Source organism: Celeribacter halophilus (genome assembly GCF_018860305.1).
Classification (GTDB): domain Bacteria; phylum Pseudomonadota; class Alphaproteobacteria; order Rhodobacterales; family Rhodobacteraceae; genus Celeribacter; species Celeribacter halophilus_A.
Map to the genome: position 1 here is coordinate 96,824 of NZ_JAHKPE010000019.1, position 18,601 is coordinate 115,424.

The 18,601-nt window shown below is 57.8% G+C and carries 15 protein-coding genes; 4 read left to right on the forward strand and 11 right to left on the reverse strand.

Annotated elements, in window-relative coordinates:
• Positions 1-58 precede the first annotated feature (58 nt).
• Entirely contained in the window at positions 59-667 is a 609-nt protein-coding gene (locus KO492_RS04840; RefSeq protein WP_216043909.1) for a DNA-3-methyladenine glycosylase I, read from the forward strand.
• A 16-nt stretch (positions 668-683) separates the two neighbouring features.
• Here KO492_RS04840 and KO492_RS04845 read toward each other — a convergent pair whose 3' ends face one another.
• Together KO492_RS04845 and KO492_RS04850 are read right to left on the reverse strand one after the other, a co-directional pair.
• Positions 684-3,965 carry a translocation/assembly module TamB domain-containing protein gene (locus tag KO492_RS04845; protein ID WP_216043910.1) on the reverse strand — a complete coding sequence of 1,094 codons (3,282 nt, stop codon included), beginning with the start codon at positions 3,963-3,965 and terminating at the stop codon, positions 684-686.
• Complete coding sequence (locus KO492_RS04850) at positions 3,965-5,728, reverse strand: autotransporter assembly complex protein TamA (protein ID WP_216043911.1); 1,764 nt, start codon at positions 5,726-5,728, stop codon at positions 3,965-3,967. The genes KO492_RS04845 and KO492_RS04850 overlap by 1 nt, the downstream gene beginning before the upstream one ends.
• Positions 5,729-5,926: 198 nt before the next feature.
• On the opposite strand from KO492_RS04850, the gene KO492_RS04855 reads away from it, so the two are divergent.
• Entirely contained in the window at positions 5,927-6,436 is a 510-nt protein-coding gene (locus KO492_RS04855; RefSeq protein WP_216043912.1) for a PhnA domain-containing protein, read from the forward strand.
• Between the two features lie 101 nt (positions 6,437-6,537).
• Here the strand turns inward: KO492_RS04855 and KO492_RS04860 are convergent, their stop codons facing one another.
• Positions 6,538-6,744, reverse strand: a complete 207-nt coding sequence (locus KO492_RS04860; RefSeq protein WP_066602754.1) for a cold-shock protein — start codon at positions 6,742-6,744, stop codon at positions 6,538-6,540.
• 291 nt (positions 6,745-7,035) lie between these two features.
• Between KO492_RS04860 and KO492_RS04865 the strand changes: the two genes are divergently transcribed.
• The gene (locus KO492_RS04865) at positions 7,036-7,458 is read left to right on the forward strand and encodes a BrnA antitoxin family protein (protein ID WP_216043913.1); all 423 of its coding nucleotides are present in this window, start codon (positions 7,036-7,038) and stop codon (positions 7,456-7,458) included.
• 196 nt (positions 7,459-7,654) lie between these two features.
• Here KO492_RS04865 and KO492_RS04870 read toward each other — a convergent pair whose 3' ends face one another.
• From KO492_RS04870 to KO492_RS04880, 3 genes are all read right to left on the reverse strand, one after another.
• Positions 7,655-8,509: a hypothetical protein gene (locus KO492_RS04870; protein ID WP_216043914.1), complete on the reverse strand. Its 855-nt coding sequence runs from the start codon at positions 8,507-8,509 to the stop codon at positions 7,655-7,657.
• A gap of 212 nt (positions 8,510-8,721) precedes the next feature.
• Positions 8,722-10,377 carry an energy-dependent translational throttle protein EttA gene (gene ettA, locus KO492_RS04875; protein WP_216043915.1) on the reverse strand — a complete coding sequence of 552 codons (1,656 nt, stop codon included), beginning with the start codon at positions 10,375-10,377 and terminating at the stop codon, positions 8,722-8,724.
• Positions 10,378-10,445: 68 nt separating this feature from the next.
• Positions 10,446-11,837: a KAP family P-loop NTPase fold protein gene (locus KO492_RS04880; protein ID WP_216043916.1), complete on the reverse strand. Its 1,392-nt coding sequence runs from the start codon at positions 11,835-11,837 to the stop codon at positions 10,446-10,448.
• Between the two features lie 423 nt (positions 11,838-12,260).
• On the opposite strand from KO492_RS04880, the gene KO492_RS04885 reads away from it, so the two are divergent.
• The gene (locus KO492_RS04885; RefSeq protein ID WP_216043917.1) at positions 12,261-13,316 is read left to right on the forward strand and encodes a phosphatase PAP2 family protein; all 1,056 of its coding nucleotides are present in this window, start codon (positions 12,261-12,263) and stop codon (positions 13,314-13,316) included.
• A gap of 662 nt (positions 13,317-13,978) precedes the next feature.
• Here the strand turns inward: KO492_RS04885 and KO492_RS04890 are convergent.
• The 5 genes from KO492_RS04890 to KO492_RS04910 all read right to left on the reverse strand — a co-directional run bounded on the left by KO492_RS04890 (position 13,979) and on the right by KO492_RS04910 (position 18,599).
• Complete coding sequence (locus KO492_RS04890) at positions 13,979-15,286, reverse strand: ATPase (RefSeq protein WP_216043918.1); 1,308 nt, start codon at positions 15,284-15,286, stop codon at positions 13,979-13,981.
• A gap of 193 nt (positions 15,287-15,479) precedes the next feature.
• On the reverse strand, positions 15,480-15,971 hold the full coding sequence (locus tag KO492_RS04895; RefSeq protein ID WP_216043919.1) for an A24 family peptidase: 492 nt from the start codon (positions 15,969-15,971) through the stop codon (positions 15,480-15,482).
• Positions 15,972-15,977: 6 nt separating this feature from the next.
• Entirely contained in the window at positions 15,978-16,853 is an 876-nt protein-coding gene (locus KO492_RS04900) for a tetratricopeptide repeat protein (RefSeq protein WP_216043920.1), read from the reverse strand.
• Between the two features lie 140 nt (positions 16,854-16,993).
• Positions 16,994-17,569 (reverse strand): tetratricopeptide repeat protein, encoded by a 576-nt coding sequence (locus KO492_RS04905; protein ID WP_216043921.1) that lies wholly within the window; start codon positions 17,567-17,569, stop codon positions 16,994-16,996.
• A gap of 43 nt (positions 17,570-17,612) precedes the next feature.
• Positions 17,613-18,599, reverse strand: coding sequence for a type II secretion system F family protein (locus tag KO492_RS04910; protein ID WP_216043922.1), 987 nt, complete (start codon positions 18,597-18,599; stop codon positions 17,613-17,615).
• Positions 18,600-18,601: the final 2 nt, after the last annotated feature.

The following is an 18,601-nucleotide window of genomic DNA, read 5'->3' on the forward strand; positions in this document are numbered from 1 at the left end:
TCACACGTTACACGGCGCGACCCGCAATCTTTGTGGGCGCCTGTCTCTGGAGGTCTCGATGGATCATCTTTTCACTGCAGAGGACGGGCTAAACCGCTGTGCGTGGTGCGCGCGCGATCCGGAATATATCCGATACCATGACGAGGAATGGGGCTATCCGGTCGCGGATGACCGCCGTTTGTTCGAGAAAATCTGTCTCGAAGGCTTCCAGTCCGGCCTGTCGTGGTGGACCATCCTGCAAAAGCGCGAAAATTTCCGTGCGGCGTTCAAGGGCTTCGATTTTCACGCGGTGGCCCTGTTCGGTCAGGCGGACATAGAGCGCCTGTTGCAAGACAAGGGCATCGTGCGCCATCGTGGCAAGATCGCCGCAACCATCAACAACGCGGCCCGTGCGCGGGAGATGGAACAGGAATTCGGCAGTCTTGCGCAGTTTTTCTGGACCTATGAAGGGCGCGAGGAGGCGCGGCATATCGAAGGCGTGCCCGCGATGACCGAAACCTCGAAACGCCTGTCGAAGGATTTGAAAAAGCGGGGCTGGAAATTCGTCGGCCCGACCACCTGTTATGCCTTTATGCAGGCGATGGGGCTGGTCAATGACCACCACCCCGATTGCGCACATCACGCCAAAGCCGAAGCGGCGCGGGCAGCGTTTGTGCCGCCATGCTGAATGCCTGTAACCTGCGTTAGTAGTCCCGTTCGAAGAACACCCCGACGCCCGTATCCCCGTCCGAGGAGGCGGAGCCTTTGAGGGTGATGTTGTCCGTGGCGTCGAAATTCAGATTGATCTCGGATTTGCCTTCATTGTCGATGGAGACATCGGTGTAGAGCGAATCCGAGATATACTTGCCGACTTTGAGGGAGCTTGCTCCTTCTTCGGTGGTTTGCAGGTCCAGATCATCCAGCCCGAAACTGTCACGGATCGAGCCGACAAGCCCGCTGCCGCCACCGGCGAGCGTGGCCACGGCATCTGCCATTTGCGCGGCTTGAAGCGCGGACATCTCGCTGAGGTCCTTGCCGAAGAGAAGCTGCGCGAGGATCTCGTCATCGGGGAGCTCCGGCGAGGAGGACAGGGTCAGTTCCGGCGCGCTGAGCGGACCTTCGGTGATCAGTTGCACAGTGAGCGTATCGGTCTCTGTTTCGGCCACAAGATAGAGGATCGGGTCGAGTTCCCCTTGCAAGGTGATGGAGCCTTCTTCCATCGTAATACGCTTGCCCAAAAGCGACAACCGCCCGCGGATCAAGGAGAATTGCCCGACAGGGATCACATCCGCCGTGGTGCCGCGCACGCGGATGCGACCGCCGAGTTCGGCATCCAAGCCCCGCCCGCGCACATAGATCTGGTTCGGCGCGGCCACCGTCACATCCAGCCCGTAGACCGCAGAAGACCCGCCGCCGCTGTCAGTTTGAATGAGACCGGCGCGATCACGGGTCTGGGTCACGCCGGAGGCGGCCCCGCGATGGAGGATGTCGGGAATGTCGCCGCCGCTGCCAAGCCCTGCAGAGGCGATGGTGATATTGGTCTCTCCAAGGGTCAAAGCGCCGGAGATATTGGCCGCACCGGTGAGCGAACCTGCGATGCTCAGGTCCCCGTCAATCGAGGTTTCATAAAGCTGCGGATCGCTGAGGCCGAGCGTGTTGAGACCCACGGTGAGATCAACGGGCAGGGCGCCGCTCAGACCGACCTGACCGGAGGCCGTAATCGAACCGCCCGTGTCGGCAGAGGCATCAAAGTCCAGTTGCGCCTGCTCGCCGTTGAGCGTGGCCACAGCGCGATTGACCGTGAGCGCCAGCCCTGCCGAGGAGATCACGATGCGCCCGCCGGGACTGACCTGCACTTGCCCGCTAACTGAGGAGAGCGCCAGAGGGCCGTTGATCCCGAGGTTGAATGTGGAGGTGCCCTGCGTGAGAGCGGCGCTGGTCAGCCGGTTGGACAGGCCCAGAGGCGCGGAGCCAGTCAGGTCGAGATGGGCCTGCGCCATGTCTTGCGCCAGCGTGCCGGACAGCGTGGCGGTCGAGCCGCCCGGACCGTTCATCACAGCGCGGGTGTTCCAAGGGCTGTCTGCCCCGCTGTGCGCCGTCTCGGCCTCCAGTGTCAAAGGCCCGCTTAGGGCGACGCCGAGGCGGGAGACATCATCAAGGCGGGCGGTCAGGTTGAGCGCCCCCGTGTCTGTCTTGAGCGCACCGTTGGCGCTGACGTCCAGAGCCGCGGTCTTGAGCGTGCTCGGGCGCAGGGTCATGCCGGTTTCGTCGCGCTTGGCGGAGAGACGGATGTCGCTGCTGCCGCCGGTGAGCGCGTCGAGCTGTTCAATGCCGGTGCGCAGATCGGTGCCTGTGGCCTCGGCCTCAATGTCGAACGTGCCGTTCAGGGGCGAAATGCTACCCTTGGCCGTGGCGCTTGTGGCCCCTGCCAGATCAAGACCGGACAAGGCGGCAAAACGGCTCAGGTCGGGCGTGTCGAGGCCGAGCGTGCCGATGAACTCAAATCCCGTGTCAAAGCCGTTGATCTGGCCGGAAGCGCTGGCGCGGGTCGCGTCGGTGCGGGCCTCAAGGCTCTGGATGAGAAAGGGTTCGCCCTCGCGCCAGTAGACTTCACCGGTGAGCGCAGGAGCATCGCCAATGGCCGCCTGCAGGGCCGGATCATCAGAGGCAAGCCCCTGAACCGTCAGGCCGAAACGGGCCTTGATCGCGCCCAGTGCGGTGCTTGTGGCTGTGCTTTGCTGGGTGATCGTCCCTTGTGCACCGATGCGGGCTGAGGCAATGGCCAGCCCGTCCTGTGTGTAGTCGCTGACATCGATATTCGCGGACCAGCTTTGCCCGCGTGTTACATCGTATTTGGCGACAATATCGGCCTGTTGCACCATGGAGCGGCTCTCGCCGAAGGGCAAAAGAACAGGGCGGTCGTCGGGGCTTTCCAGCGTGCCGGAGACGGAAAAGGCACTGGGCCAGCCATCCGCGCCGATAGTGGTGGAGCCGACCAGCGACAGGGTGCGGGTGGACAGGGCGAAGCGGTCGAGTTCAAAGCCGCCCTCGGGATAGGACACGCCTGCTGCGGTGAGCGTGGAGGAGGGGCCGAAGAATTGCGCATAGTCTGCGCTGAAGAGCGGTGTGAGATCACCGGAGAGATCGGCAGAGAACCGGCGCGGGGCGGCTGTGTCGGCGGGCGAGTCAGGATCGGCTCTGAGCGCGATCTGGCCCGTCAGGCGGTCTTCGCCATGGGTTGCCAGCGCAATGTCGGCGGTGAAATCGTCAAGCGGCCCTGCGCCTTGGGCGGTCAGGGACAGTGGCGGAGAGCCGGGCAGGTTGCCCAGCGTCGAGATCAGCCCGCCTGCGCCCTCGTTCAGCGAGATGTCGAGATCCAGTACGTCGGAGTCGTTGTCATAAGAGACCACAACGGAGAATTGCCCCTCTTTGGAGTCGATCCGTTCGATCTGAAGATTGGTTTCACCGGAGCCGTCGGCCAGTTTGGCGGAGCCGGTGAGGGAGAGTTCAACCGCCTCGCCAAGTTTCAAAACCGGTGCGCCCAGACGGACGCGTTCGGCCTCGATCGCGCCGATGTCGATGGAAACAGGCAGGTCTGGCAGGGCAAAGGGCGTGGCCTCCGGATCGGGCACGTCGATGCCCTCGTCGGTGGTCTCCGGCAGACGCTCGAATAGGATTTCTTCGGCGGCAATCCGTGTGACCTCGACCCGACCGGCCAGAAGCGCGGTGCGGCTCCAGTCCAGTTCGGCATTGCGCAGGGTGAACCAGACGCCGGTCTCGTCGGCGATGGTCAGTTCCTCCATCGTGGCGGTGGAGGAGAGCAGGCCCTTGAAGCCTTCAATGCGGATGTCGCGGCCTGCGCCGGAGAGGTTGTCTTCGAGAAACCCGACGATCATGGAGCGGTCGCGGTCGGTGTTTTCCGTGTCCTGAGCGATCAACGCGACAGGCAGCAAAAGACCGGCGGTGAGTGGAAGAACGCGTTTCATCAAAAGGCCTGCCCGATTCCGATATAGATTTGCAGCCCGTCGCCCGTGTCGCCGGAGACGGGGCCGGCGAGGTCGAGACGGATCGGGCCGAAGCCTGTGTTGTAGCGCAGGCCAAGACCGGCGCCTGCGTGCCATTCCGCATCTTCGCCGGGCAGGGCGGTGGTGCCGATCCCGCCGAGATCGTAGAACCCGACGGCGGAAATGTTGCCCTTCACTTTGGCGCGCAATTCGCCGGAGAGGCCCAGAAAACTGGACCCGCCGATCTCGTCACCGCTGCCCAGATCAACGCCCAGGGACTGATAGGGCTGCCCGCGCACAGTGCCGCCGCCGCCGGAGAAAAACAGCATATCGGTGGAGACATCGGTGTAATCCGCGCCCGAAATCGAGCCCAGTTGCACCCGTCCGGCAAGGGTAAACCGGTCATCACCGCCAAAGGAAATATAGCTCCGCCCGTCGGCGAAAATGCGGACGCCACTGGCGGCTTCGTTCAGGCTGAGAAACGGGGTGATGTCGGCTTCGAAATAGGTGCCTCTGGTCGGGTTCAGTGAATTGTCCCGCGTGTCCCGCGACCCTTCGATGGGCAGGATGATATAGGAGAAATCGCGTGAGCCGAGATCATCCTCGACCTGCGAATAGCGATAGCCGAGACCGGCGTAAAAGGTCGAATTGGGAGAGGTTTCCACATCGAACCCGAAGGTGAATTCCCCGATGTCGGAGGTGTAATCCGGCTCGTTCAGATGTTCGAGTTCTGCGGCCAGCACCAGCGTAGTCTTGCGCGTCACCGTGGCGGGGCGGCGGTAGCTTGCGGACAAGGTGGCGTCGATCTCGTTGGTGCCGCCGATGCCGGAAATCTCGGCGTCAAACCGCAGCCTGTCGGCATTGTCGGTGATGTTGCGGTGCATCCAGTAGGCGCTCAGCGTGCCGCCTTCGAGCGAGGACAGTTCCGCACCGAAACCAAGCCGGCGCGGCTTGTCATCAATCAGCGTGGCGGTGATGTCGAGGGTGCCATCGGCGTTCAACTCTTCGGCCTCACGCAGAGTGATTGAGCGGAAGGTGCCGGTTTTCTGTAAGCGATTGGTCACAAGATCAAGCTTGTCCGGATGATAGGAGGAACCGGTGGGCAGGTTGGCGATCCGTGACAGGCGGCCTTCGCGCACGGTGGTCTTTCCGGCGAATTGCAGCTTGCCGAATTTCACCGCCGGACCGGGATCAATCTCGACGTCGACATCCAGAGTTTTCTCAGGGTGATCCGCGATGATGCTCTGGTCCTTGCGCACAGCTTTTGCGTGAGATGCCTCGCGCCAGCTTTCGATGGCCGCCTCTGTCGCATCGCCGACGAGATAGGAATGCGCAACCTCGCCGCGTTTGAAATCCTCTGGCAGTTCGGTGCCACTGACCAGCGGCGCAACTGTGGTCTCGCCAAAGACAAAGCGCGGGCCGGGGGTGACTTCGATCACCACGGACTGGACTTGGGAGGGGAGGGAAATCAGGGACATGGATGCGCCTTCACGGCCATCCACCCGAATGGAAATGCGCGGCCCGTAATAGCCTTCGCGGTAGAGTGTCCCGATCAGCGTGCGGTAATCGGATTGCACCGCCGCGATGATCCCTTCGGGGGCCGTGACCTCCGTATCCGCCGCTTCAATCACGGCTGACGCCGCCCGCAACCGCTTGGCCAGATCGTCGTCGGCTGTGGTTTCGAGCCGGGCTTCAAAGGCATGCGCCGCGGAACTACAGATCGCGAGCGCAGTGGCCAATTTCATAACATTCCGCACAGTCGGCCTTTCCCTCAGACGGTTCCCCCCCGTCTTGAACACGGTCCAACTATGCGGTGTTCCACCGTGAGATTAAAGAGGATTTTCTACGACAGTTTTCTGACGCGAAATCGCAGCGGCGGTTTGTCGCTTGTCCCTGCGGGGACTGGGCCTTAAAGCCTTTCGGATAACAGTCAGGAGGACGATATGGCGCAATGTGAAATATGTGGGGCCGAAGGGGATTTGACCGAGGTGGCGGTGCAGCCGCGCACCGATGTGGTCAGCCTGTGCGGGACCTGTGCGAGCGGTCTCAAGGGCGAAGCCGTGCCCGAAGGTCATTGGGAGGCGCTGACCACCTCCATGTGGTCGGAAAATGATGCGGTCAAGGTCGTCTCGTGGCGGTTGCTCAACCGTTTCCGCGAAGAAGGCTGGGCGGCAGATGCGCTTGATATGTTGTATCTGGAGCCGGAAGTCGAAGAATGGGCCAAGGCGGCCGGTCCCGACGTGATCCATCGCGACAGTCTCGGGGCGGTTCTGAGTTCTGGCGATACGGTGGTGCTGATCAAGGATCTGCCGGTCAAAGGCGGAGGCTTTACTGCAAAACGCGGCACGGCTGTGCGGGGTATTTCGCTCGTGCAGGACAATGAAAATCACATCGAAGGTCGTGTTGAAGGCCAGCGGATCGTGATTTTGACCGAATTTGTGAAGAAGCGCTGATTTCTAAAAACTGCATTTAATGCTTTGAGAACAAACAAAAACGCCCACGAAATCGTGGGCGTTTTCTCTATCATGGCTCGACCTTGAGGCCGAAGAGCGGTTTAGACCAGCTCGAGGTTCACTGCGGACTCACGACCGTCGCGACCAGCTTCGATGTCGAAAGTAACTTTCGCGCCATCAGCAAGGCCGGTGAGGCCGGAACGCTCAACAGCGGAGATGTGAACGAACACGTCTTTGCTGCCGCCTTCAGGCTGAATGAAGCCGAAGCCTTTAGTTGAGTTGAACCATTTCACGGTGCCATTAGCCATCGTGTATCTCCTAATTTTATGCCCCTCACACTATTGCAGGGACCCGGCTAGTCAGTGGTCGATCGAAGACTGTAGCCGATGAAGGAGAACAGAAGGGTCGATAGAGGTAACGTCGCAAGAAGGCTTATCGCATGATTCCGTGCAGAAAGATAGAAGTATTTTCAGAGGGTCGGAAAATCGTCGGTTTTACGTCGGACTTCTGTCGGACCCCCGCGTGCGGCGCTCTCAGGTGATGTTAACTGCCCGATGGCAGGGTGGCCTCATACCCGAGATTGCCATGACGGAGAGGCCATGACCCGTATCCCGCCTAGACAGCCCGCGCACCAGAGCTCCCGCCCGCCGCGACTGACCAAGACCCAGCGGCTTGCCCGCGAGCGGTTGCAACGCCACGCGACAGAACTGGGGCGGCTCGACACCTATGACTGGGACGTGTCACAGATCGTGCCGGAAGCATGGGCGACGCTGGAGCAGGACATCGACGTGCGGGAGAAGAAGGTAAAGGTGACGCTGCGCCTTGACGAGAGCGTGGCGAAATTCTTTCGGGCGCAGGGGCAGGGTTATCAGGCGCGGATCAATCATGTGCTTGGCACCTATGCCCAAATGAAGATCGCGGAACTGGCGATCACCGAACGCAAAGTCGATGCGTTGCTGGCCGCACGCAAAGCGGGCCTGAGCGAGGAAGCGCAGATGGCGGCGTGGCGGGATACGGAGTGAGGGGGGCTTTTAAAGATGCTGTGGTGCAGCCGTTTGCCCCGCTCTCTGTTAGAGAAATACGCAGGGCTTTTTGAAATGCGCCGGTTGCTGGTCATTCAAAGATGCAACGCATCTTTGACGCGCCTGCCCCGCCCCCACGGGGCTGCGCGTTTCACGCTTACCCCTCGGGTCAGGCGCGGGGGTGCGGTGTTGACTTTTACACATCAACTGCAGGGGGTAGGAAAATTTGTGCAGCTGGCGATGAGTTGTTGATTTTCATCGAAGTTCCGAGAATATGGCGGTAGGCCCTTTCCACATTTTCTAAAGCTTCGGGAGCTGCGGCTAATCCCGCCAAAACTGTAGAAACTATTACTAGGGCCCCGACAATTTTTCTCCAAACAGGCGTGCCCTCGGCTAATTCTGAATTGGCTTCCGTCAAATACTCCATAAGTTTTTCCCTCTGAACGAGGTCTAGATCGGAGCTTTCGGAGATTGCTTGAATTGCAGAATCTATGAAGCGCTTCACCTCTTCAATGTCTATGCCCGATGGCTTGAAGATTTCATCATCCTCGGAAATTCTTCGCCAATAAGTTTTTGCAATACTTTGAGCTATGGGAATTATCCGATCGAGATCAACTAGCATCTGCCTTATTGGCAGTGATCCATTTTCGTCAAATGCAAATTTATTGAAATTTATCCCGATTGTTTGACCAAAAAAGGCAGCGCTCTTCGTAATCACTGAGAGGGGTGAATGCAGTGGTCTCTGATTTTTGGCTAGCTCAAAAGCCAAACTTATCTCAGTGCATCGGTTAATCAGCGGACTCGACGTTAGAATATTATTGAGCACATGCTCGTGTTCATGTGAGATAAATCTTGCGGCACGCGCCAAGGCATACAAATTTGTTTCAATTTTTTTCAGACTTTGAATGGGGGCAAGGTGATCGTTGTGGCGGAATAATACTGACAGTCCGTAAAGTCCCACCTTGGTCTCTAGGCTAAGCACTTCAAATAAAAATGACCTAATTGAAGGCAAGTCATTGTCGACAAAATTATGTATTTCGTACCAGTCCAAAATATTCTCTCATTAAATGGCGTTCATATAAAAACAAAGGCACCTTAGGCGCGTTTGTCAATCATACTAGTTGAAATCTACCGCGCCTTCTCCACGGGGCGCGAACGCGCATTTTCTTTGAAAATACGCTGCCTCGCGCGCATGCAAAAGCGCCCCGAAGGGCGCTTTTGCATGTGGTTTCACCTAAAAGATTGAAGGAAATTTCCCAGATTTTATCTGGAAAATTTCTTATACTTCAATCTTTTAGGCTCAAGCGCATCCGGTCCCAGACGCCGCTTTTTATCCTCTTCATAGGACGTAAAGTCACCTTCGAACCATTCCACATGCGCGTCACCCTCAAAGGCCAGAATATGCGTACAGATCCGGTCGAGGAAGAAACGGTCGTGGGAGATCACCACCGCACAGCCTGCAAAATCTGTCAGCGCATCTTCGAGTGCGCGTAGCGTCTCCACGTCGAGGTCGTTGGTCGGCTCATCGAGCAGCAACACGTTGCCGCCGGATTTCAGCAGTCGCGCCATGTGGACACGGTTGCGTTCACCGCCTGACAGCACGCCGACCTTCTTCTGCTGGTCGCCGCCTTTGAAGTTGAAGGTCGAGCAATAGGCCCGCCCGTTCACTTCCGCATCGCCAAGCTGGATGATCTGTTGCCCGTCGGAGATGGCTTCGAACACGGTCGCGTTGGGGTCGAGGTCGTCGCGGCTCTGGTCGACGTAGCTCAGTTTGACCGTGTCGCCATATTCCACCGTGCCCGCATCGGGGGTTTCCTGACCGGTGAGCATTTTGAACAGGGTCGATTTACCGGCACCGTTGGGGCCGATCACGCCGACGATCCCGCCCGGCGGCAGGGAGAAGGACAGGTCTTCGATCAGAAGTTTGTCGCCCATCGCTTTCTTGAGGCCTTCGACCTCGATCACCTTGGAGCCGAGACGCGGGCCGTTGGGGATGACGATCTGGGCGCGGGAGATTTTCTCGCGCTCGGATTGCGAGGCCAGTTCGTTATAGGCGTTGATCCGCGCTTTCTGTTTCGCTTGACGCGCCTTTTGCCCCTGACGCATCCATTCGAGTTCGCGTTCGAGAGTTTTCTGGCGACCCTTGTCCTCGCGGGCTTCGCGCTCAAGGCGTTTGGCCTTTTGTTCGAGCCATGAGGAATAGTTGCCCTCGTAGGGGATGCCCGCGCCACGGTCGAGTTCGAGAATCCAGCCGGTGATGTCATCGAGGAAATAGCGGTCGTGGGTGACGATCAGGATCGTGCCCTTGTAGTCGATGAGGTGCTGCTGGAGCCATGCGATGGTCTCGGCGTCGAGGTGGTTGGTCGGTTCGTCGAGGAGCAGCATGTCGGGGGCTTCGAGCAGCAGTTTGCACAGCGCGACACGGCGTTTCTCACCGCCCGAAAGCGTGGTGACATCGGCATCATCCGGCGGGCAGCGCAGGGCCTCCATCGACACGTCGATCTGGCTGTCGAGATCCCAGAGGTTCTCGGCGTCGATCTTGTCCTGAAGCTGGGCCATTTCCTCGGCGGTCTCGTCCGAGTAGTTCATCGCCAGTTCGTTGTAGCGGTCAAGGATGGCCTTTTTCTCCGCCACGCCAAGCATGACATTGCCGCGCACGTCAAGCGAGGGGTCAAGCTCGGGCTCCTGCGGAAGATACCCGACCCGCGCCCCTTCGGCGGCCCATGCCTCGCCCTGGAAGTCCTTGTCCTGACCGGCCATGATCCGCATGAGCGTGGATTTACCGGTGCCGTTGACACCGACCACACCGATCTTCACGCCGGGCAGGAAGTTGAGGCGGATGTTCTCGAACACTTTCTTGCCGCCGGGGTAGGTCTTGGACACGCCGTCCATGAAATAGACGAATTGATTGGCTGCCATTGTCGGCTCCTTGGGATCACAGGTTTGGCGGGAGGTTTAACGTGTGAGAGGGGGGGATGGGAAGGGGGTTAGGTCGGGAGTTGGAAGACGTTTACGTATTCATGCCAGATTTGCGGGATGGTTGCTTTGCTAATTTCTTGACGAATATGCGTTGTATTGTCGGAGAAATGTTTTTCTAGAAGTGCTGTTTCAGCTGAACCTCCCAAGCAGGCCATCCACGCGAATGTTGGAACCATATCGGTAGTTTGGGGGTCGAGTGGCTTGGGAAGCTGAAAGAGATGCACAGCCGTCGCGTAGTCGAATTCACCATTAAGAACCTTAGAGATGTATTTGGGATAAAAGGCAGCCAAAAATATCAGCCCGACACGAATTTCTTCACGCATTTCTCCTATTGGGTGATAGTAAGGTCGGTGCCATGCGGTAGGGGAAATGTTCAAATGACGCCCGAATTGTTGCATGCCTCTAAGGGTGACGTTTTCGTCATTGGCAGTTTGCTTGATGTATTGAACTGCAATTTGTTTTCCTTCTTCCTCGGTTATTGTTAGCTGGTCACACAGTTGATCAAAATAATTGGTTTTAAATGAGCCGTTTTGGGCCGGCTTTCCGAGCCTCATTCTCACTGTCACAAACTTCTGCAAATACAGCCCTGCATTCACACCCGCCCCATATCGCGCACGCACTGAATTTTCCAACTCCGTCAGGTTCACGCCCAAAACAAAGTGAACATTCTCGACGTTGAAGAAATGCTTGATCACTTCCAGAAGGTGCAGCGCATAGTCGGGGCGGCAGCGGTCCAGTTCGTCCACGACGATGACGAGCTTTTGATCTTTGGCGAGGTCCGACAGGTATTCGCGAAAGCCATTCATTGCCTGAGAGCGCGTTTCCTCCGCATTCCAGAATGACCCAATGGCTTTCGCTACTTCGGAATTTGCATTTTGGAGCAATTCGTCCAGAGAGCTTTCGTCTGGGTTTTCAATGTCCATAATGGCTTCGGTTGCCACTGTTCCAACAGCAAGCCGTAAAGCCGCGCGGCCCAGAATGGGGACATACTTCTTAGCCTTGCCTGAGAGGTCTTTCAGTTTGGCAATACGTTGTTGCTCCGCGTCTTCGGTTGTCTCGGGTTTCAGTTTTTCAATTCGGTCTGTGACTTCTTTGAAAATCGATACAAGCGGATCGTCCAGAAAATCGTGTTGGAACGCATCAAAATATACCGTGGTCGCGGTGCCCTTATTTTCCTTTGTATGCGCCCCCACCCAACATTTCAGAAACACCGATTTCCCAGCACCCCAAGGGGCATCGACGGCGATGACCATTGGCTCTGCGATCTTTTCGACAAGGTCGGAGAGCTTCTTGCCATCTTCCTTTCGGCCAAGATCGGCAACGCCGCGATCTGTGGCGTCAAAGCCGTCTTCGTAGAGTTCAATCTCAGGTTCCGGGATGGTCAGGCGCTGGGCGGTCATGGGAAATGCTCCGATGCTAAAATATCGAAGCCAGTCTATGAGCGCCGGTGCCGCGAGGTCCAGCCCTCCGTCTGCGGCACTGAGTGGCCCAATGCCCTAACCACCCACCCCATCCAAGCTACCGTATCGGTGGAGGTCATTCATCTGAACTGATTCCTGCAAGATGTCGATACCAGCTTCACGGTTCTCTGCCGACAAAGTGCGCTCTTGCCTGAAATGCCGGTCTGCTATTTAGTCCGTGTCCTTTCCGCAGAAACATCGACAGTCATATCGGACAGGTTGAAAATATTACCAGACGACAGTCTTGATGACGCCCTTTTCCAGCCGAAGGCAATATTTTGGAAATGTCGGCTCAATTCTGCCTTATCCTTGCCTATTTTTCCTGTTTTTTCGTGCCCAACGATAGAACTGGAGGCAGAAATCATGTCTATGCAAACAGAACATTCGCGCAGCTTTTTCTGGGCTTGGCCGCAGTGTCTTCTCAGGAACCGCCTGTTGATCTCCTGCGTACTGGTGACTGTGGTGGCGGCTACCTATGTCAGCGGGCTAATTGGCGTGCCGTTCGAGATAGGCACGTTCAACTCGCTGATGGCGCTGTTTACGGTGATGTTGCCGCTCTTCCTTATCTTGTTGTTGGTGGGGCGGTTTATGTATCTCGCCTTAGTGCTGCGCCCTGAGCGCCCGATTCACCAAATGGTCGCGGATGTGCGCCGGATCTTCTTTGATTTCGAGCGGATGAGCATCGGGATGGTGGCGCTTGTGGTCTTCATAGTTTTCATAAGGACGTTTTCATATCTCAAATATGCGATTCCCTTCGTTAACCCGTTTTCCTGGGATGTAACCTTTGCCGAATGGGATCGTATGCTGCATTTCGGCACCGATCCTTACAAGATTGTACTGGATTTGATCGGGACGCCGATGGTCGCAACCGGGGTCAATGCGGCTTATCATGGCTGGCTCTTCCTGTTGTATTTCTCAGTGATCCTGGCATGTTTTTCTAGGGAGAACCGTGCCACGCATTACCGCTACCTGACTGCCTTCGTACTGGTCTGGTTCGGGGGGGGCAACGTGGTTGCGATGCTGCTGTCCTCGGCGGGGCCGGTTTACTATGAGCGCCTTGGTTTTGGGACGGATTTCGTGGCGCTAACTGACACGCTTAAGGATTATGACGCGGTTGGCCGGATCTGGGCACTCGATGTGCATGAGATGCTTTGGGATGGCTATGTGGCAGAGGGTCGGGCGCGGGGTATTTCGGCAATGCCAAGTATGCATGTCGCATCGAGCGTGCTAATGATGCTCTATGCCTATACCTATGGCCGCTGGGCTGGGCGGATTATGGCCGTGTTTGTTGGTGTCATTATGATCGGGTCCGTTATGCTTGCATGGCATTACGCGATCGACGGATATCTCGGTGCGCTGATTTCGGTGCTTGGCTGGAAGCTCGCTGGATGGATGGTGCGCAAGGATGGTATGGCCTGAAGCCGCAACGGAGAGAATGTTGGAGGATATCGAGCTATTTTCCGGGCAGCGAGGCAAAAATGGTGAACAAGGACAACAGGCTGAGTGTGCGCCATCAATGTAAGCTGCTGACGCAAGGCGAGAGAGTGTCCGATTTTTTATGAATGAGTAATTTGGCCCATGCCTCCAATGATCAGGAGCATGATGACAATGACCATTTCTAAAAGATTTCGGAGGCATTTGCGATTTCTGTATTCGTTGCGCCTAGCCCTGCATGTATGGCAGGTTCTGATATGGTCAGGCGCTGGGCGGTCATGGGAAATGCTCCGATGCTAAAATATCGAAGCCAGTCTATGAGCGCCGGTGCCGCGAGGTCCAGCCCTCCGTCTGTGGCACTCTGTGGCCCAACGCCCCACGCCGCGCGGCCCTAACAACCCCCTCAGGCTTTCTGATGGCCAAAATACTCACATCCTCCACGCCCGCCAGTGGGGCTGCCCTTCGCAGGTTTCGCGCAGGGTTCCCATGCAAGGCAACAGACCCCCGCACTTGCTCCCGCCCGGTCGCGACAGGTTAAAGCGTTTTTCGGTTAATCTGAATCAGATTGAGCGAAAAGCGTGTCCACACTGCATTGATGTTGCTGCGCTTCTCAAAAATTGAGTGTCTCAAGGTTTTTGAGAAACGCTTTAGTGTGCGAATTCGCTTTCCTTGACGAACATGTTCGCCCAAGCGCGCTCCACCAGTTCCGGCGTCATCTGGTAGGGGATGCCTTCAAACTCGCAGATGGAGATGATCTGGTCGATGAGGAACACCGGCTGGTAGTTGGCGTAGACATTGTCGATGGTCGGGTATTTCTCTTTGAGAAGATACACCAAGGAGTCCTCGTCCAGCGGCATTTTCTTTTTGCGCGCGACCATGGCGAAGATTTTCAGGAAGCCTGCCTGATCCGGCCCGTCGATCTTGATCTTGTAGAAAATCCGGCGCAGGGCGGCGGTATCGAAGATCTTGTTCGGGTGGAAGTTGGTGGAGAAAATCACCAGCGTGTCAAAGGGCACCTCGAATTTCTCGCCCGACTGGAGCGCGAGAATATCCTTGCTTTCCTCAAGCGGCACGATCCAGCGGTTGACGAGTTTCTGCGGCGGTTCCTCCTGGCGGCCAAGGTCGTCCACGATGAAGATGCCGCCGGTGGATTTGAGCTGCAACGGAGCCTGATAGGTCCGTGCGGTCGGGTTGTAGACAAGGTCGAGCATGTCGAGCGACAGTTCACCCCCCGTCACCACCGAGGGCCGTTCGCAGCGCACATAGCGGCGGTCAAAGCGGTTCGCGGTTTTTCGCAGCGCGTTGACATCGTCTTCGGGGTCTTCGCGTTTGACGTGCATCAGCGGGTCATAGACGGTGATCACCGAGCCGTTGTATTCGATCGCCCGCGGCACATAGATCAGATCGCCAAGCGCGTCACGGATGCCGTTGGAGATAGAGGATTTCCCGTTCCCCGGCGGGCCATACATCAGGATCGAGCGTCCGGCGCCCACCGCAGGTCCAAGCTGGTCGAGCAGGTCGGGCGGCAGGATCAGGTGCCCCATCGCTCCCAGAAGTGCGTCGCGGGTCACTTTCATATTGCGCACCGACTGGCGTTTGACCTGTTCTGCATAGTCTTCCAGCGGGACGGGCATGGCGCCGTAATATTCGGACTGGCTCAAGGCATCGAGCGCGCGGGATTTGCCCGTGTCGGAGAGGCGAAAGCCCATTTCCGAACCGGCCCCTGCGTGCAGCGTGCCTGTGGCTTCGACGAGTCCCTGTTCGCGGGCCTTGTCGATCAGGTCCTGCGTGACGGAGACCGGAAGTGCGAGGGCGACGGACAGGCTGGAGACCTGTTCGAGATTGGTTCTGAACATCGTTTTCAACACGATATCGCGCATCATGACGGGGGAGAGCCCCGTGTCTTCTGCATGTTTTGGTGCAACAGGCGCGATCACGTTCGGGGTAGTGTCCATCTGTTCTGCTCTTTCTTTCCCGTATCGGCTTTTCCGGACCGGTGTCTGGTGTGCCGTATGTCCCGACGGCTTTGTGCCGTGTTTACGAATCTCCTCGGTTAAAGCGAAGAAATCCGGCAATATTTCGACATTTCCGGAGCATTATGAAGGGCGTGTGGCGCGGGCAGGGGGCCTGCGTTGCGCATGGCGCGGATCAGAGGAATGCGGCCAGCGCCAGATAGCAGACCATTGTGCCCGAAAGTGCCAGTCCCATAGGGAATTTCTTGTGCTCCCACGAAATCCAGTCGGGGGTGGCGCGCCGGATGGCGGGCACGGCGCGCGCGCCGCGGTGGGCGATGAAAGCGCCGAGCAGGAAGGCGGCAAACAGGGTCAGCACCGTTCCGAGGTCGGCAAACGGGATGAACATGGACATGGCCGCCGCGAATTTGCCGTCGCCCGCGCCGACGCCGAGATAGGCATAGGCGAAGAGGGCCACGACATACATCACTGCGGCATGGGCAAAGCCCCAGAGATATTGTTCAAAGGGCAGCAGGAACGGCCCCATGACGACATAGATCGCCGCCAGAGTGAGGACGACCATATTGGGCAGTTTCATCCGTTTCAAATCATTGAAAGCGGCGATGAAGGAGACCACCGTGACCGGCAGGAGAAACCAGAGGGCGGCGTGCGCTGGAAGGGAGATCATGACAGCTCAGCCGTTCGAGACATTCGCTTCAAGCGCGCGTAGCGAGCGCACAGCGGCTTCGAAATGTTGCGGATGGGTGTCGATGGCTTCCTTGATCAGGCCCTTGCCGATGGCGACATCGCCGGATTTCACCGCCGTCAGCCCCAGCGTATAGAGCAGCTGGGCGCGTTCGGTCTGGGTCATTTCCATGACGGGCAGATCGTAATTGCCTTGGGCACCACGGGCCAGAACGAGGTTGTTCTTGGCGGTGAACAGCGTCGGGTCATAGGTGATGGCTTTGGCAAAGAGTTTTTCGGCCTCTTTGTATTCGCCGCGTGTCATTTTCGAGTAGCCCCAGTTGTTGAGCACACCGGAGGGGCGTGTCGTCAGGCCCACGGCGGTCTGGTAGAAACTGTCGGCGTTTTTCCATTCCTGATTGCTGTCGGCAATCATCGCCTCAAGGCGGTAGCGTTTGTAGGTCTCATGGGTGGGCGGCACGCTGTCGAGCTGGGCTTCGGCCTCTTTCCATTCGCCGGTGCGGATGAGCGCATCGGCGTAGTCAACCTTGTCGTCATTGGTGGAGTCTTCGTGTTCGATCACGGATTTCCATGCTTCGACAGCGGCGTCGTTCTCGCCCGCGCGGATCAGGGATTTGGCCAGCCCGCGGCGCAGGTCGATCCGGTCGGGGTTTTCGCCCACGGATCGTGAGAAATAGGACACGGCCTCTGCCGGATCGGCGGCATTGAGCATGACATCCGAAATGCCTGTGCCGTCGATGGCATTCACCGATGTGTCGGCGCGGCGCACATCCCCGCCAAAGGGTTTCTGGCAGGCCGAAAGCGCCACCGTCCCCGCGATTGCGAGGGTGAAAATAGGAAATTTGCGCACGAAAATACTGCTCATGGTGCCTGCCACCTCTTGTCTGCTCCGGTCCGTGGGGTTGTGTTCCCCGTGGCTTTCGTGCCTTTTGGACCCTGTTGCCTCAATCTCGTTTTGTTTGCCCTGTTGTCGACCTCCGGCCCGTTTTCGGGTCTCAGGCGGTCTCAGCGTGCAAGGATAAGATATTCTCCCGTCCCGCGGCGCACCAAGGTAAAATTGCTCTCGTAGGCGTCACTATACTCAGGATTTTCCATTTTAGCGAGGGCCAAGCGCAAATTGTCACGGATTTCGGCAGATTCGCCACTGTCCAAGGCAAAGGCGGTACGGAACACCCGTTCAGCCTCGCCATATTTACCCTGTTCCATCAGCGCGACGCCAAGGTTGTTCCACGCGGGCACAAAGGTTTCGTCCAGTTCGATGGCCTGCCGCAGATCCCGTTCCGCCTGTCCCATCCGTCCGAGCCGCAGCTTGGCCGAGCCGATGGCGGACAGGGTGTCGACCGTCATGCCTTGGTGAAGGGCGGCGCGGTAATAGGCTTTGAGGGCGAGTTCATATTCACCCGCGGCCATAAGGCGGTGACCGACGGTGAGGCCGTCCACGGCTTGTTCCGTCGTATCCACGCCCACAGGCGCGTAGTCACCCGCATCGTCAAGCGGCTTGAGCCCGCCGGACTGGCAGGCGGCCAGAAGAGAGAGGAAAAGCGCGGCCCCGAAAGGCGCGCGCAAATGTCGGTGAGGCATGATGTCCCCTGTTTTGCCCTGAACCAGTTGCCCGTAAAAGGGGTCAGAAATTGGTTTCGTTAAGCAATGTATAGATGTCATAGACCGACGGGCCAATCAGAATGATCAAAAGTGGCGGCACGGTCAGCATCATTGTGGCAAGAGTCATCTTGGTCGGCAGCTTGTTGGCGGCTTCTTCGGCGCGCATCACGCGCTTGTCGCGCATCTCTGCCGCGTAAATCCGCAAAGCATCGGCAATTGACGTCCCGAACTGTTGCGACTGGATCAACACGGTGACGAAAGAGGCCACATCCGGTACGCCGCACCGCTCGGCCATGTCTTTGAGCACCACGCTCTTGTCTTTACCGGCCTTGATCTCGTGGGCGACGATTTCGAATTCGTCAGCCAGAGCCGGAAAGCCAGCCCGAATTTCGACTGCCACACGAATGATGGCCTGATCGAGCGATTGACCGGCCTCGACACATACAAGCATCAAATCGAGCGAATCGGGGAAGCCGTTGACGATCTCCTCCTTACGGGCCTCGATCCTGCGGGTCACCCAGTATTTGGGCGCCATATAGCCGATTACGCCGGGCAGGAGCACGGTCAGGATCAGAGAGCGCGTGCTCATATCCTGTTCCATTGACTTCAGCATCGCGAAAATCACCCCAAGCGCCAAAGCGCCGATCCCCATCGCAAACTGGGCAAAGTGGAACATACGCACCGCGTTTTTGGAGCGATACCCTGCCTGAATCATCTTGAGTTGGGCGGCGGAATATTCTTCCTCGTCCTGCGGCTCAAGAAACGAGGAGTATTTTTCGAGACTCGCACCTTTCTTGTTGTCATAGCGCAGTCTGGCGGGAGCTTTCCCATTGGCCGCATCCTTGCCTGACTTGATCTGGTCACGCAGGCGGTCCAGCGGGTCCTGTTTCTTTTTCAATAACACAGGCAGGGTGAAGAGAATCAGCACCGCGCCCAATGTGCCCATGAGGATCAGCGGTCCGAAAGGCCCAAGTTGATCGCCCAGAATGGCAGAAAATATCTCTTGCATCG